14 protein-coding genes are annotated in these 16,455 nt (G+C 47.8%); 9 read left to right on the top strand and 5 right to left on the bottom strand.

Going from position 1 to position 16,455, the window contains the following annotated elements; translation table 11 throughout:
• Positions 1-117 precede the first annotated feature (117 nt).
• On the bottom strand, positions 118-1,401 hold the full coding sequence (locus MJO57_RS26880; protein WP_252020121.1) for a hypothetical protein: 1,284 nt from the start codon (positions 1,399-1,401) through the stop codon (positions 118-120).
• 350 nt (positions 1,402-1,751) lie between these two features.
• Complete coding sequence (locus tag MJO57_RS26885) at positions 1,752-2,837, bottom strand: hypothetical protein (RefSeq protein WP_252020123.1); 1,086 nt, start codon at positions 2,835-2,837, stop codon at positions 1,752-1,754.
• Between the two features lie 461 nt (positions 2,838-3,298).
• On the opposite strand from MJO57_RS26885, the gene MJO57_RS26890 reads away from it, so the two are divergent.
• From MJO57_RS26890 to MJO57_RS26905, 4 genes are read left to right on the top strand one after another with little or no spacing between them, the layout of a single operon-like run.
• Positions 3,299-3,787: a transposase gene (locus MJO57_RS26890; RefSeq protein ID WP_252018524.1), complete on the top strand. Its 489-nt coding sequence runs from the start codon at positions 3,299-3,301 to the stop codon at positions 3,785-3,787.
• Positions 3,756-4,238, top strand: a complete 483-nt coding sequence (locus MJO57_RS26895) for an IS1595 family transposase (protein ID WP_252026893.1) — start codon at positions 3,756-3,758, stop codon at positions 4,236-4,238. Before MJO57_RS26890 ends, MJO57_RS26895 begins: the two co-directional genes overlap by 32 nt.
• A gap of 46 nt (positions 4,239-4,284) precedes the next feature.
• The gene (locus MJO57_RS26900; RefSeq protein ID WP_252020125.1) at positions 4,285-4,434 is read left to right on the top strand and encodes a hypothetical protein; all 150 of its coding nucleotides are present in this window, start codon (positions 4,285-4,287) and stop codon (positions 4,432-4,434) included.
• 29 nt (positions 4,435-4,463) lie between these two features.
• Positions 4,464-5,051 (top strand): hypothetical protein, encoded by a 588-nt coding sequence (locus MJO57_RS26905; RefSeq protein WP_252020127.1) that lies wholly within the window; start codon positions 4,464-4,466, stop codon positions 5,049-5,051.
• A 62-nt stretch (positions 5,052-5,113) separates the two neighbouring features.
• Here MJO57_RS26905 and fbaA read toward each other — a convergent pair whose 3' ends face one another.
• A complete protein-coding gene (gene fbaA, locus MJO57_RS26910; protein WP_252020129.1) occupies positions 5,114-6,187 on the bottom strand; it encodes a class II fructose-bisphosphate aldolase in 1,074 nt (357 codons plus the stop codon).
• A gap of 725 nt (positions 6,188-6,912) precedes the next feature.
• Between fbaA and adhE the strand changes: the two genes are divergently transcribed.
• Positions 6,913-9,528, top strand: a complete 2,616-nt coding sequence (adhE, locus tag MJO57_RS26915; protein WP_256492460.1) for a bifunctional acetaldehyde-CoA/alcohol dehydrogenase — start codon at positions 6,913-6,915, stop codon at positions 9,526-9,528.
• Positions 9,529-9,647: 119 nt separating this feature from the next.
• On the opposite strand, the gene MJO57_RS26920 is transcribed toward adhE, so the two are convergent.
• Positions 9,648-9,941, bottom strand: a complete 294-nt coding sequence (locus tag MJO57_RS26920; RefSeq protein WP_252020131.1) for a hypothetical protein — start codon at positions 9,939-9,941, stop codon at positions 9,648-9,650.
• Between the two features lie 999 nt (positions 9,942-10,940).
• Between MJO57_RS26920 and gap the strand changes: the two genes are divergently transcribed.
• The 4 genes from gap (at position 10,941) to crr (ending at position 15,597) form a co-directional block, all read left to right on the top strand.
• Positions 10,941-11,948 carry a type I glyceraldehyde-3-phosphate dehydrogenase gene (gap, locus tag MJO57_RS26925; RefSeq protein WP_252027125.1) on the top strand — a complete coding sequence of 336 codons (1,008 nt, stop codon included), beginning with the start codon at positions 10,941-10,943 and terminating at the stop codon, positions 11,946-11,948.
• 403 nt (positions 11,949-12,351) lie between these two features.
• Positions 12,352-13,785: a pyruvate kinase gene (pyk, locus tag MJO57_RS26930; RefSeq protein ID WP_252020132.1), complete on the top strand. Its 1,434-nt coding sequence runs from the start codon at positions 12,352-12,354 to the stop codon at positions 13,783-13,785.
• A gap of 125 nt (positions 13,786-13,910) precedes the next feature.
• Positions 13,911-14,891, top strand: a complete 981-nt coding sequence (gene pfkA / locus MJO57_RS26935; RefSeq protein WP_252020133.1) for a 6-phosphofructokinase — start codon at positions 13,911-13,913, stop codon at positions 14,889-14,891.
• A gap of 199 nt (positions 14,892-15,090) precedes the next feature.
• Positions 15,091-15,597, top strand: a complete 507-nt coding sequence (gene crr, locus MJO57_RS26940) for a PTS glucose transporter subunit IIA (protein ID WP_252020134.1) — start codon at positions 15,091-15,093, stop codon at positions 15,595-15,597.
• 116 nt (positions 15,598-15,713) lie between these two features.
• On the opposite strand, the gene MJO57_RS26945 is transcribed toward crr, so the two are convergent.
• A complete protein-coding gene (locus tag MJO57_RS26945; protein WP_252020135.1) occupies positions 15,714-16,322 on the bottom strand; it encodes a hypothetical protein in 609 nt (202 codons plus the stop codon).
• Positions 16,323-16,455: the final 133 nt, after the last annotated feature.

Raw genomic sequence — 16,455 nt, forward strand, 5'->3', positions numbered from 1 at the left:
TGATGGCGCACCTTTTTTGCTTGTTAATTGCGCAGTGAGTCACCCTTCAAAGAGAAGCGGTGTGTGTTATGAATCAGTCGGTACCCGTTTCTGGCGGCGCGCCGGACGACAAATGATTTATTCAGGTGCGACTGCATCACCAGGCAGGGAGGAGCTGTACCCATCATCAGAAAAATAGGAATCTGAATCCTCTGATTCACCGCTATTGTCCAGTTCAGCTTCCGGGATCACTTCTCGACGTATTTCGACCATACGATCACCTTCACGACGTACTGTGACTGAGTAGACAGGTGCAGTATCTGATTCGTGTTCTTGCATGCACAAATTAGCAATGCTGTCGTTGTTTTCTGTGGTTTCCCAAGTTGGCCATACGCCCTGCTCACCACGGGTTGGAACTACGTAATGCGCTGATCGAAGCTCCCTGAAACCCTGGTCAGGATTAGAGAAATCAAAAAATCGTATCTCTTGTGGGAAGCCTCCCCAGAGTAATCCAAGGACAGTCAGCGTATTCCCTTCCGGGCTCGCCCTGACGGCCTGCCAGATAAAGTTCCACGAAAAGTATTGATCACCTTTTTGTTCGTAGGTATTTCCGGTGGACAGATTGACCAGAACGGGCGACATGTACGAATGTCCTGTCAAAATCCAGTCCTGATCCCGGCACCGGAAGGGAAAGTGCAGTGGGTCAAGGAAATTCCGCAATAGATCCACCAGAACTTCGCCATCCGAGCATCTTGTTATTTTTATATTGCTCAAACCCCACTGGCCCCGTTTTGAGTAAACACCAGTCTCCAGTTGATATTTCTCATTGAAAAATTTTATCGGTTTATTGGGGTTGTACTCATACGTGTCAGAGCGCAGAATTTGTGCATAGGTGGCGCGCTTCTTCTGGTTCCAAGCTATCCATCGCTGATCATTCCAGCAGGCGTCGGTGTGCCGGTAATCACATTGATCATGATTCGGAACATTTGTTTTTGATTCTGAATCCGATGATGCGGCACATGCTTCGGCCTTACTGTCAGTATTTCCGGTACTATCAGTATCTGGTTCCGGTTGGATAGGCTGGTCTTGATCTTTGGGGAGAGTTACAGAAGGAACAACCTCTGTCGTATCGAACAGAGTATGTGCATCAACGGTCAGGGACGGTGATTGTGGCGGGTACACTTGTTGACTGCAACCAGCAGACTCAGGGATGGTATTAATCTGCAAGTCATTCAGGATTTTGTTGCCAGCTTCACTCGACAGATCATCACAACAATCCAGCGATCTGGCTTTCTCAGTACCGGTATTGCTGACACGGCGGCTGGCAAATGCTGCCGAGCTGGAATCTGATAGAGTTGCAGGTATCGGTTGAGCATCATTATGGTTCAAGGCAGAAATACGGGCACCCAGAGGGTCTGACATCACTTAATCTCCTCTACTGATTTACTGATGTTGTACATTTGACCGTCGTGTCCTTCCGTGAATTTTGCCCGATTAAGCAGGCACAATCTTTGGGGGGCAGTGTGTCACCCTTCAAAGGGAAGCGGTGTGCGTTATGAATCAGTCGGTGCCCCTCTCTGGCGTCACGCCGGTCGACAAATGATTTAGGCTCTATTTTGATTACGAACTGCTCTACAGTGAAAACTGACTGTAGGTCACGAAAAACAAGGATTGAGCAACATTACCGGACAATATGCTGACAACCTTTGTAGATAAAGGGCTTCAGCAATGTTCAACCCAGTAGCAGTCTGAAATCCTACAAGAGCCATGATTTATTCAGGTGCGACTGCATCAACAGGCAGGGACGAACTGTACCCATCATCAGAATAATTGGAATCTGAATCGTCTGAATCACTTCTATAGCCCGGTCCGGCTTCCAGGATCATTTCCCGACGTGCTTCGATCATACGATCACCTGCCCGACGCACTGTGACTGAGTAGACAGGGGCATCCTCTGAATTATCTTTTTGCATATAAAAGGTACCGACGCTATCGCCGATTTCAGTGGCTTGCCAGGTTGGCCATCCGTGATAGCCATCACGGGTTGGCCATAGGTATCGCTTTGATTGAATCGGCCTGAAACCCTGGTCAGGGTTGGAGAAATCATAAAACCGTATCTCTTCCGGGTAGCCTCCCCAGAACAAGCCAAGGACGGCCAGCGTATTTCCGTCCAGACTCGCCCGGGCGGCTTGCCAGAGAAAGTTCCACGAAAAGTAATGGTCGCCTCCTTGTTCGTAGGTGTTGCCAGTGGTCAGATTGACCAGAACTGGCGACAAATATGTGTGTCCGGTCAAAATCCAGTCCTGATCCCGGCATCGGAAGTGGCGGTGTAATGGGTCGAGGAAATCCCGCAATAGATTGACCAGAACTTTGCCGTCAGTGCATTTTGTTATTTTGACGTGGCTGTAGCTCCAATCGCTATTGATGTAACGACCTGATTCCAATTGATATTTTTCATCCAGAAATTTTACCGTTTTACAGGGGATGTATTCATAGGTGCCAGTGTGCATGCGTTGTTCTTTTATGGCTCGCTGCTGCTGGTTAAGTGCAATCCATCGGTGATCATTCCAGCAGGCATCAGAGTGCCTGAAACCGCATCTATCATGATTCGGTGCAGTTGCTTCTGGCTCTGAGGCGGTAGCAATCTGTAAGTCATTAAGGGTTTTGTTACCAACCGCGCTTGGCAGATCATCATGACAATCCCTCGATCCTGCCAGCGATTCGGCTTTCTCAGTACCGGTATTGCTGACACAGTGGTTGGCAAATGCTGCCGAGCTGGAATCTGATAGAGTTGCGGGTATCGGTTGAGCATCATTAAGATTCAAAGCAGAAATACGGGCACCCAGAGGGTCTGACATCACTTATGCTCCTCTACTAGTTAACTGTTAACTGAAGTTATGCACTCCACTGTCAGGTACTGCCATACGAAGTAATTTGTCTGATTGAACAGATATAATTTATGGCACGAGTTATGTCAGAAGGTGCGTCATATCGATGGTTAATTTAATAAAACTCCATGTCTAAAGACTTTGAGATGCCTTGGCAGGCAGGGCCATGAGCCGGATAATCAGCCAGCCAGTCAATTTTATCAGTGGTCAGGCTAGACCATTTTATGCGCGGCTGCCATGATGGCGCTCCCATGTTCAAGGTTATTGACTTTAAATGCCGGGATACCATGGCTATTCTCATGCATCATGATCCAGCATCTCGCAAAGGTTAATCAGGGCCGTCACCCGTTACATTCAGTGAAGGCTCTTTTCGAATTCCGAACTGCTGAACTATCCTTGGTGGATATAATTAGCCATCGCCAGCATTGACCATGAATATAGGCCGAATCTCAGATATCATCAGTAATGACACCTGCTTTGAGATGATCCGTGAGAACCGCTGGCCAGATGGCACTGTTCTCTGTCCGCACTGTGATTCTGAGAATGTCAAAAAGAATGGACACGACAATGTGCAGGTAGAGTGCCAGCACTATTACTGTAAGTCCTGTAAGCGCTACTTCGATGACCTGACAAATACGGTTTTCGCAGGACACCACCGACCACTCAAAGTCTGGATTGCCTGTCTCTATTTAATGGGGCTGAACGTCTCCAACAGCCAGATAGCTCAGGAACTTGATCTGTGTGTCAGTGATGCACACCATATGACCACAGTCTTACGAAATGGTGTTGTTGACCGAAAGCCTGAAGTGATTCTTGATGGCGAAGTTGAATTCGACGAGGTCTACATTGTAGCTGGTCACAAGGGACACCCTGAAGCATTAAAAAAATCTGGATCGTCCACCGAGAAAAAGAAGGCTTAAAGGCGCTCCGGGCCGTGGGACTCTTGAAAAAGACAAACCGCCGGTATTGGGAATGATTCAAAGGGGAGGTCAGGTCATTATCAACATGCTGTCGAACGTTAAGAAGGCGACAATTGAACCATTTATCAAGAAACACGTAGCCCCACAGAGCCAGATTTATACCGATGAATACAACATCTATGATGACCTTGAAAGCTGGGGCTTCAGACATAAAACGGTCTGTCACGGCAAAGGTGAGTATGCTCGTGATGATGACAAAGACGGTATTTACGAGGTGCATGTTAATACTATGGAGGGGTTTTGGTCACTTCTACGCTCGTGGCTAAGGCCTCACAGGGGAATATCCCAAGAGGCTTTACCCCTTTACCTTGGCTTTTTTGAGTTTTTGCATAATATTGGCCGAAGAGGCAAAAGTCTTCTTCAGCCCTTAGTCAACTTGCTGGTTACATAGCAGTCTGGAATTGGAAAAGAGCCTCATATGAATAATAAAGTGCCTTATGATTTTTGTTTATCTGGCCCGGGACGATGCCCGGACGCTGTTGACCAAAGAGGAAGCGCTGGTTGCGATAAGCAAAGTGATGGCTCGACAGCTGGCTTTCGAGGGACGAGGCAAGTGGCAAAAACATCGTTTATCAATTGTCAGTTAGGCTCCGGGGAGGGGAGTGACAGGTCTTTATTGTGTTCTGGTGCGGGTGCAAAGCGAAAAGTCGGTGTTGATCCGGTTCTGGCGCTACAAGAGCATATTAACGATGGTTTTACTGCGCTGAAACATAAACAACCTAAGCAAGCCTTGTTACATGCGGAATCAGTGCTGCAGAGAGAGAGTGGGGGGAGTGCCAAAATTATGCGTGATGCGTGTTTGTTGAAAGCGCGTGCCTATTATAATCTCAACCACTTTAGGGATAGTTGTCAGTTTATATCTTCATTGCCTCTCTGGTTGCGGGAAGATAGAAATATTCAAATGTGCCTTGGTCTGGCTTTCCAGCATCTGGGGATGTTCGAGTCGGCAAAACCGGTGTTAGAGAATTTGTTTTATAACGAGAGTCGTCATGAGTGTGACAAGTTAAAGCATGGATTGGCCCTTGGTCTTCTCTATCGGCACATGGGGCAGTTGAATGAAGAGGGGCTGCTTTACCAGTGGTTGGCTCAGGAGCTGGGTGGTAAGACCAGCGAGCTTGAGAATGCCATTGACAATAATGCCAGGCTTTTGGCTTTTAGTCAGGGGAAGCAACAACAGAAAAGTAGTCAGTTGACAGGTACGTGACGTGACAGGCGATGGGTTGCCGGGGTGAGAGGACACCGGCGAGCACCGGTGTCAGGTCTGCATTACAGTACGTCGATACTGTTCAGGTCGCGATGAGCCTGTTCGAGACGGGAGATCATGGACTCCTGGCCGGCGCGCAGCCAAACGCGAGGGTCATAGAACTTCTTGTTTGGCTTGTCGGCACCTTCAGGGTTGCCTAGCTGGCCCTGTAGGTAAGCTTCGTTTTTCTTGTAGTAGTTCAGAACGCCTTCCCAGCATGCCCACTGAGTATCGGTGTCGATGTTCATCTTCACTACGCCGTAGGATACAGACTCGCGGATCTCTTCCAGAGTTGAGCCGGAACCACCGTGGAATACGAAGTTAAGGGACTTGGCTGGAATGCCGAATTTCTCAGAACAGTATTTCTGGGAGTTGTCCAGAATCTTTGGGGTCAGCTGAACGTTGCCCGGCTTGTATACGCCGTGAACGTTACCGAAAGAAGCGGCAATGGTGAAACGGTGGCTGATCTTGCTCAGAATTTCGTAGGCGTAGGCAACGTCTTCTGGCTGGGTGTACAGCATGGAGCTGTCCATGTGCGAGTTGTCCACACCGTCTTCTTCACCGCCAGTACAGCCCAGTTCGAATTCCAGTGTCATGTCCATCTTGGCCATGCGCTTCATGTATTCGGCACAGGTAGCGATGTTTTCTTCCAGAGACTCTTCGGACAGGTCGATCATATGAGATGAAAACAGTGACTTGCCATGTTGCTCATAGAACTCTTCGCCCGCCGTCAGCAGGGCATCAATCCATGGCAGCAGCTTGCGCGCAGCATGGTCAGTGTGGAGCAGAACGGGAATGCCATAAGCCTCTGCCACCGCGTGGACATATTTGGCACCAGCAATAGCGCCCAGGGCGCCGGCCGGATCAGTCTTAAGACCTTTGCCTGAGAAAAAGCTCGCGCCGCCATTCGAGAATTGAATGATGACTGGGGACTTGACCTTGGCTGCTGCTTCCAGAACGGCATTGATTGAATCGGTACCGACAACGTTCACTGCTGGCAGTGCAAATTCACCGGCCTTGGCAGCTGCAAAGATTTTCTGAACGTCATCACCGGTAACTACGCCTGGCTTTACCAGGTCCAGGATTTTTTGCGACATGTGACTGATCCTTTCTCGATCAAGGGTTACAGTGAGTTTCAGTTTGAAATGATACGCAAAGGTTACAACAGGTAAAGCCTTTTTCCTAATGAATAAAAAACGATGGCGTAGGGGGCTTATAACTCTTGTTTATTGGTGTTTATTCCTGTTGTTACTCGATTGCGTTCGATTGCTTTGCATTTTTTCAACGACATGATTTTGAAAATGTTTTTTTAATTTATTGGTTTTTATTGTGAGTATCGTTTTTATAAGCTTTTTCGAAGATTATTTTGTAGAAAATAATGTGTCAATGTATGAATGCTGTTGATAAGTTTTGATGCTCTTTTTGTAAAAAAAATCAATAGTGTTTTTTTGATTTGAGTCAGTTTTTTTGAGGTTTTCTTGTGTTGTAATGCGTAAGAGCAAGCGATATATGACTAAATTCAAATAAAAAAATATGTTTAAATAATTTTGTGGAATAATTTTTTTGTGATGCTCGATAAATCTGCAACGGCTCATGCATGCATTTTTATTGAACAGGAGAGTTTCCCAATAAATGGCAATGGTCAGGCATTAATACTCAGGATGCACTATCTTGAGAATGGTGAAATAGAAGACAGACATCTGATGGTTGCCAGCTTATTAAACAGCATTTCTATTTCGAGTGACGTTTTAAAACGAATAGCCTCGGAATTATAGACAGTTTTTTAAAGGTTATCTTGGTTAACTACTAGAGGACGATAGTCATGGCCGGAAAGAAGCAGGCTGAAAAAACCGTAAACAAAGAGGCGGTTGTTCAGGATGTTGACGCTCAGATTAATGCGTTGATTGAGCGGGCAATGGTTGCCAGGGAGAAGTTTCTCAACCTGACTCAGGAAGATGTCGACAGGGTTACCAAAGCCATGGCTCTGGCAGGTCAGGCAGCTCATATGGAGTTGGCCCGGATGGCTGTCGAGGAGACTGGCCGTGGCATCCTGGAAGATAAGGTGACCAAAAACATCTTTGCGACCGAGTACGTTTACCACTCCATCAAATACGACAAGACCGTAGGTGTTATTGAAGATAACGCTGAAGAAGACTTCATGCTGGTTGCTGAGCCTGTAGGCATTGTTTGTGGGGTTACTCCGGTGACCAACCCGACATCCACCACCATGTTCAAGTCCATCATTTCCACCAAAACCCGTAACCCGATTATTTTTGCCTTCCATCCTTCTGCGCAGAAATGTTCCAGTGAGGCAGCCCGGATTGTTCGTGACGCGGCGGTTGCGGCCGGTGCGCCTGACGACTGTGTGCTGTGGGTTGAGCACCCCTCCATTGAAGCTACTCAGAAGTTGATGACGCATCCTGAAGTTGCCGTCATTCTGGCGACTGGTGGCTCCGGCATGGTTCGGGCCGCTTACTCCTCCGGTAAGCCTGCGCTGGGCGTGGGTTCAGGTAACGTACCTTGCATTATTGACCAGTCTGCAGATATCAAGCAGGCCTGTAATGATCTGGTAATGTCCAAGAGCTTCGATAATGGCATGATCTGTGCCTCTGAGCAGGCCGCGATTGTTCATCAAGCGATCTATAAAGAAGTTGTTAAAGAGCTGAAGTCTCAGAATGTTTACTTCACTACGCCAGCGGAAACACAGCGACTGGCTGAAGTGGTCATTCATGACGGTCATGTGAACAGTAAAATTGTTGGCATGAAGCCTTTTTACATTGCCGAACTGGCCGGTATCAAAGTGCCTGAGAATACGCGCATACTGGCAGCAGAAATTGAGGGGGTAGGTCCTGAGTTTCCTCTGTCCCGTGAGAAGTTGTCTCCGGTTTTGGGTGTGCTTAAGGCTAAAGATGCCCATCATGCCATTGAGCTGGCAGACCAGATGCTGAACTTTGGTGGCCTTGGACACTCTGCGGTACTGCATGCCCAGGATAACCAGGTGATTGATGAATTCTCCCTGGCCATGAAAGCCGGTCGTATCATCATTAACTCACCAAGCACCCATGGCGCCATTGGTGATATTTACAATACCAATATGCCTTCCCTGACACTGGGGTGCGGTACCTATGGCGGTAACAGTACCACTTCCAACGTATCGGCGGTAAACCTGATCAATGTCAAGCGTGTTGCCAAGCGTCGGGTCAATATGCAGTGGTTTAAACTTCCCAGAAAGATTTACTTTGAGGCCAACTCGCTTCAGTACCTCGAAAAGATGCAGGACATTTCTCGTGTATTTATCGTTACTGACGAGATTATTCAGTCCCTGGGCTATGTCGATAAAATCCTCTACCATCTGAGAAAGCGTGCCACACCGGTTCAGGTTGAAATTTTCAATCAGGTTGAGCCTGATCCAAGTCTGGAAACTGTTCGCAATGGCGCCCGTGAAATGGCGCGGTTTAATCCGGATGTGATCATTGCCCTGGGTGGTGGTTCACCGATTGATGCTGCCAAGGGGATGTGGCTTTTCTATGAACAGCCGGATGCTGACTTTGCTGGTATGGCTCAGAAATTCCTGGATATTCGCAAGCGTGTCTATAAATTCCCGCATCTGGGTAAGAAGGCCAAGCTGGTTGCAATTCCTACTACATCCGGTACCGGTTCAGAGGTGACATCGTTCGCCGTTATTACTGATAAGGAAAAAGGTGCCAAATATCCACTGGCTGACTATGAGCTGACTCCGGATGTGGCAATTATTGATCCTAACCTGGTACTGACGGTGCCGAAGAAAGTGGCAGCGGATACTGGCCTGGATGTGCTCACTCACGCCATAGAAGCTTATGTGTCCATCATGGCTTCCGACTACACTGACGCTCTGGCCATGAAAGCGATTCAGCTGGTCTTTGATTATCTGCCGCAGTCTTATGATACCGCAGACCGAAAAGCCCGGGAGAAAATGCACAACGCGTCCTGTATGGCTGGCATGGCATTTGCCAACGCCTTCCTGGGGGTAAACCATGCCATTGCCCATAAGCTGGGTAATGAACTGCATATTTCTCACGGACAGGCCAACGCTGTGCTGTTGCCTCATGTGATTGAGTATAATGGCTGCCCTAACCCAACCAAGGTGGCATCATTCCCGAAATATCAGTATTACATTGCCCATGAGAAGTACGCTGAAATTGCCAAAATGTTGGGTCTGCCAGCCAAGACTCCGGAAGAGGGTGTTAAATCACTGGCCAATGCGGTTCGTGATTTGATGAAGCGACTGGATATGCCTGCTTCTCTGCAAGAGATTGGTATTGATGAGTCTCTGTTCAAGAGTAAAATCAGCATGCTGGCTAACCATGCGTTTGAAGATCAGACCACAACGGCCAATCCTCGTCTGCCATTGATTTCTGAGCTGGAAGAACTGCTTACTAAAGCGTATTACGGTAAATAACTTTCGGCTGAAATATGTCGTATGCCTCTAATCAGTCTTTGGTTGGAGGCATTTTTTTGTACCTGTCACTTTTGCAGTGCGTGACACGGGTCAGGCGTTTAAAGGGTAAAGTGCAGCTTTTACAGGCTGTTTGTAAATCCTTCCCAGAAGGCTTTCATTTTATCCATGAAAGACTGGCCTGCATCTTTTGCCTGCCCGGCAAGTTTACCCGCTGAATCCTTGCCTTGTTCGAGCTCGCAGGCTGTTCGCTCACCCAGACACTGGGCTTTACAGGTAGAGATATCCTGCTCACTGATCAGACTTGATGCTTTGCATTTGGCTTCGCAAACCGTTTGGCTTTGCTCGCAATTCAGAATGTCGGCACTTATCACGGAAGAAAAAATCAGAATAGCGACAACCAATAGCTGTTTCATAAAGAGACCAATGTTAATAAGTGGTGAGAACAATGATCTTATCAGTTTACCCGATGTTGAGAATGAGGGAATTACTATGGGTATGTTCTTTGGTCTGTTCGTATGAATAGAATCTTTATTTATAAATAATGAAGTATCTAACAAATATAATAATAACCAGATTGAGTGGCTGGGGAAGGCGGAGCGATAATTACAAAAAATTTACATATTTTTTTGGTGGTAAAAGCATCAGGATTTACCCGTTTCTTGCTTCCTGTCCTGTCAATAAGTTTGCTTAGGTGTTGTTTTTTGATGGGACGGAACCTCAGTCTCTATTGACGTACTTGTGTACTTATTAAAATACCATCCTGTTTGATTTTTGATTTTTTTGCTATCAACCTTTGAATTACAATGGCTTTGAGATGTTTTGCTCTTATCTCTTACGGTTTTTATGCTATTAGTGTCGTTTTTGTATTGTTGAATAGTTTCCGAGAGTTTTGTAATTAACGTTTTGTGGTCATTTATGGTTGTTCATATTTGATAATTTCGCAACATGATATTTTGCATAAAGATGAGAGGAGCGAGCCTGTAACAGGCTTGACTAGCGGGCTTACAGTCCGCATTATCCGTGTAGGTAAAGGTGCTGATCAAACGTGCGATTCCCAATGGAAGTCACTGGCTGGCCAGGATAGCGTCATATAGTGCTTCGTTGAGAGTACATACAAAACCCGGAATTAACCCGAACACTCTTTGAAAAGCAGGGCGGTTTTGCTGAATTCCGGTTTTTCGATCACACTCTATATCACACTGGTGACGTATAAAGCTGACCAGTGGATCAGACAATCAGTTGTTCCTGGATGGTATTTGGTGTGTGATTGTTTGCTATATGTTGTTCTCTTTTGCATATATGTAACTCCACGCCACCGGGAAGTCAACCTTTGTCTGTAAGTTATTGTGCTTCAGGAATACAAGTCCTGGAGCCAGGGCGGACATTCCGCTTTGATTAACGGTATTGGAGACATCATGATCAAGATTGCTATTAATGGCTACGGCCGTATCGGTCGCAACGTACTGCGTGCACTCTACGAAGCTGGCCGTCGCGATGAATACCAGATTGTTGCCATTAATGATCTGGGTGACACCAAAATCAATACTCACCTGACCAAGTACGACACGGTTCATGGCCGTTTCAATGCGCAGGTTGAAGAAGGCGAAGGTGCGCTGTTTGTAAACGGTGACGAAATCAAGACTTTCTCTGAGCGTGACCCTTCCAGGCTGCCATGGGCTGAGCTGGGTGTTGACGTTGTCTTTGAATGTACTGGTGTTTTCCGTTCCAAGGATTCCTGCAAGCCACATCTGGATGCGGGTGCCAAGAAAGTCATCATTTCTGCTCCTGGTTCAAACGTTGACGCAACCATCGTTTACGGTGTGAACCACGACGCTCTGACGGCAGACATGACCGTTATTTCTAACGCTTCCTGCACCACTAACTGTCTGGCTCCTATTGCCAAGCCATTGAATGATGCTCTGGGTATTGATAAGGGTCTGATGACCACTATCCATGCTTACACTAACGACCAGCGTCTGAGCGATGTATACCACTCTGACCTGTACCGTGCCCGTGCAGCTGCCATGAACATGATTCCAACCGCTACCGGTGCTGCTGCAGTCGGTGAAGTGGTTCCTGAGCTGAAAGGCAAGTTCGATGGCATGGCGGTTCGCGTACCAACCATCAACGTTTCTCTGGTTGACCTGAGCTTCGTTGCTGCCCGTGAAACCACTGTTGAAGAAGTGAACGAAATCATTGCAACTGCTGCCAAGTCCAGCCCTGCAATGGCAACGGTTCTGTCTGTTAATTACGAAGAACTGGTTTCCATGGACTTCAATCACAGTCCGTTCTCTTCCAACTTCGATGCTACTCAGACTCGTGTTCTGGGCAACCTGGTTAAGGTTATGTCCTGGTACGATAACGAGTGGGGCTTCTCCAACCGTATGCTGGATACTGCCAAGGCCCTGATGAACGCCTAAGGCATTCTGAAAGGTGATCTCAACACAGGCTCGTTTAACGGGCCTGTGTTGGTTACGATAAATGAGACAAGCAAATCTGATAACTGGGTGTCAGGCTGTGTGAGCAATAGCTGAGCAATAGGTGAACAAAGAGAAGACCGTGTTACGGGGTAAGATGACTCCTATACTTTAAACGACACTTTCTTCTTTTGTTTGCGCTCCGTTCAATACATTTGTCCTGCAGAACAGAGGTGTACAGGTTGTGAACGGCTGTCGTGCACATCCTTAATCCATTAAGACCAGTCGCTTGCAGTAATGACCCCTGTGGGATGGCATAAGCCTTGAACAGGCTGAAGGCTACACCTGACAGGTAACAGGCGAAGGCTCCTGCGAGAGCGGCGGGTTCACAAGCGAGAGGATTATCATGCTCAGACGCACAAAAATTGTGGCAACCCTGGGGCCCGCTACTGAATCTGAAGAAAAACTGCAAAAGCTGATTGAAGCGGGAGTTAACGTTGTTCGCCTCAACTTCTCCCATGGTGATCCGGAAGATCACAAAGCCCGTGCCAAAACCATTCGTGAAATTGCTGCGCGGCTGAACCGTTCGGTTGCCATTCTGGGCGACTTGCAGGGGCCAAAGATCCGTATTGGCCGGTTCCAGAATGGCAAGATTCACCTTCCAGATGGGGCTACCTTTAACCTGGATGCCAGTCTTCCCATTGACGATGGCGATGAAACGCAGGTGGGGCTCGGTTATAAAGATCTGCCAAACGACTGCACGGTGGGTGACATACTGCTGCTTGATGACGGACGAATCAGTCTGGAAGTCATGGCTATTGATGGTCCCTGCATTAAAACCAAAGCGATCAATGGTGGAGAGCTTTCCAATAACAAGGGTATTAACCTTCAGGGTGGTGGTCTTTCTGCTGCAGCATTAACGGAAAAAGATAAGCAGGACATTCTTCTGGCCGCTGAGCTGGAAGTTGACTACCTGGCGGTATCTTTCGTTCGTCATGCCAGTGATGTTGAAGAAGCCCGTCGTCTGCTCCGGGAAGCGGGTGGAACTGCCGCTATACTGTCGAAGATCGAGCGGGCGGAGGTGGTGAATGACCACCAACTGCTGGCTGAAGTTATTTCTGCATCGGATGCCGTGATGGTGGCTCGAGGCGATCTGGGCGTAGAAATTGGTGACCCTGAACTGATTGGTGCCCAGAAGCACATGATTAATGAAGCCCGTCGTTTGAATAAGCCGGTGATTACGGCCACTCAGATGATGGAGTCCATGATTCACAACACTCAGCCTACCCGGGCAGAAGTTTTTGACGTCGCTAATGCGGTGCTGGATGGTACTGACGCGGTGATGCTATCCGGTGAGACGGCCACTGGCAAGCGTCCGGATGAAGTGGTCAAGGCCATGAGCCGCATTTGCCTTGGTGCAGAAAAGCAGACTGTTGAGTATATGACGGAGCGTCGCGTTGGCAAGTTTGTGAATGTCGATGAGGCCATCGCTCAGGCGACCATGTTTGCCGCCAACCATCAGGATGACATTAAGGCGATTGTCTGCCTGACCAAAAGTGGCGCCACACCGCTGTGGATGTCCAGGATCAATACCCGTCTTCCTATTTTTGCCCTGACTCGTTACGAGACCACTGAACGCCGGGTTGCCCTGTATCGCGGTGTGGAGGCCGTGGCTTTTGACAGTGGTACCGAGTACGGCCCGGAAGTCAATGGGCGTGCAATTAATGTCCTTAAAGAGCGTGGCCTTCTGGAAGTGGGTGACAAGATTATTTTGACTAAAGGCGAAAGTCAGGAAATCGAAGGCGGCACCAACACCATGCAGATTATCAGCGTAAGCTGAGCCCTGTTTCAGACGCTGTTGACAGTGCAATGTGTTCAGGGTCTGAATTGTGTCAACAGAACCTAACTAATTATTTCTCATTGCTTTACCAAGCATTTAGGCATTTGGAAGGAGAATAGCCTGGCATGACCGAATTAAAGAGAGTCGGAGTTTTGACTTCCGGGGGCGATGCTCCCGGTATGAATGCGGCTATCCGTGCGACTGTTCGTGCCTGTATTTACTACGGTATTGTGCCGGTAGTGATTCAGGAAGGTTACAAAGGACTGATAGAAAATCGTATGGAAGTGGCGGATGCCCGTACGGTTGCCAATATCATTAATCAGGGTGGTACCTTCCTGAAATCTGCACGCTGTCAGGAGTTTCGGAGCAAGGAGGGTCGTATCAAGGCCTACGAAAATGCCCGGGCTGCGGAACTTGATGGTCTTGTGGTGATCGGTGGTGACGGCTCATTCACCGGTGCCATGCTGCTGGAAGAGGAGCATGGCCTGCCCTGTATCGGTGTTCCCGGTACGATCGACAACGATATCTACGGTACTGACTTTACCATTGGTTATGACACCGCGCTGAATACCGTTGTCGAAGCCATCGATAAGATTCGTGATACCGCCACTTCTCATAATCGCCTGTTCTTCATTGAAGTCATGGGCCGTGATGCCGGCTTTATTGCGCTGAACACAGGGATTGCTTCTGGTGCAGAGGATATCCTGATTCCTGAGCAGGAAAAAACGGTTGAACTGTTCATGGAGTCTCTGCAAAAGAGTGGTCGTGCGGGCAAAACCTCCAGCATTATAGTGGTTGCTGAAGGTGATCGCAGCGGTGGTGTTTTTGAACTGTCCCGTGCTGTGGAAGAGAAGTTTCCCGAATACGAGGTGAAGGTAACCGTACTGGGTCATATCCAGCGTGGTGGTAAGCCTACCTGTTTTGACCGTGTTCTGGCCAGCCGCCTGGGTGTCGCCGCAGTAGAAGCGTTGCGCAACGGCGACAGTGGTATCATGGTGGGCGTTCGTGACCAGCAGGTGGTGAAAACCCCACTGGAAAGAGCAATCAGTAAGCACAACCAGATTGACAGTCACCTGATGAAAGTGGCTCAAATCGTTTCAGTTTGATTCTCTGGCCCTTAATGGTTGAATGCTGACCAGCCGATGACTAAAGTTCTTTAAGACGGAAAAGCCTCTGAACATGAGGCTTTTTGCTTTCCTCCCTGCCGGTATTGCTTTCCGACCGGTCCCGCATCTGTGAAGTTGCCTCAATTCAGTTTTGAGCAGGCTTCATGGAAGATTGTTGTAACAGCCGCAGGTAAAAATTATGGGTATCTTTGATTCTCTCAAAAAAAGTCTCGGTCTTAACTCAGATGAGGGAACGATCCTGAAGGCACCTTTGACGGGCAAGATTATTCCCATAGAGGACGTTCCGGATCCGGTGTTTGCCGATAAGGTGGTGGGCGATGGTCTGGCCATTGATCCAACCGGAAATGTCATGGTTGCGCCCTGTGATGGCGTTATTGGCAAGATTTTTGAAACCAATCACGCGTTCAGTATGGAAACCCCTTCAGGTGTTGAGCTGTTTGTCCATTTTGGCATTGATACTGTGGAGCTGAAAGGGGAGGGTTTTAAACGAATAGCAAAAGAAGGACAACAGATTAAAACGGGCGACCCTGTCGTTGAGGTGGATCTCACCTTACTCAAAGAGAAAGCAAGGAGTGTTGTCACCCCTATTGTCATCTCCAATATGGATGATGTCAGCCATTTGGATAAATCGAGCGGCAGTGTGCAGGCTGGGGCTGATACGCTGTTAACGGTCTATATGAAGTGAGTCGCTTTGCATATTGGCCAGCCGGGCCGGTTTGGCCATTTGTGTCAGGTTTATTCAAGGTTTGTCCTGGAAAGTGTTGTGCAAAAACCAGGAACCGTTAATTAGTCGTTGTCTGGTCACGCTTTATAAAGAGCTTTTTTCATTACCTCAAGTTTAGCTAAGTCTTTAGCACTCTCCGGCGCGTCTTTATTTGCCATTGCCATCTCAAGGTCATCAGCATCAATTTGCAGATCGGCACTTACGTTTTGATTGAAGCTTTTAACGGCCTCTATAAAGCTGGCCTTAGACTGTTGCACATCAACAGTGCAAGCTATGAACGAATCATCACGATGTCTCATGCCTTGTAAAATATGTTTACTGGTTTGCATTTCTTCCAGTTTGTCGTGAAGCTGGGTAAATAGACTTTTAATGTTCGAATTCTCACGGGCAAGCGCTAATGCTTCTCCTAAATTCCCTTCGGCTGGTTTATTGCTGCCGTTATTTTCAATGTTTGAGCTGTGTTGTTGTGATGGTTGCGATGGAGTATGAAGCTGTATCTGTCGGGTCTGAATACTTGGGCTGCTGGGCCTGGTAGAAAAAATGGATGACAGGAATGCCTTTATGGTTTTAGGAATCGTGACTTTAAACCCGCCAAAGCTCCCCTCTGATTTATTGGTACCCTGAGTTTTGTCGTTGTTGGCTATTGGCGCCAGGTTGATGGGTTGGTGGCCGCCGACTCCGTTCATTACTGTCTCCCCCCTTTCAAGATTTATGTAACAAGAAATGTCGGCCCATATAGGTAATTGATGAGTATAAACCAGAAGATAGGAAGCGCTATATCTTCTGGTGCATGGGAGTAATGGAGGCTTTACATTGCCT

Source organism: Endozoicomonas sp. SCSIO W0465, assembly GCF_023716865.1.
Lineage (GTDB): Bacteria > Pseudomonadota > Gammaproteobacteria > Pseudomonadales > Endozoicomonadaceae > Endozoicomonas.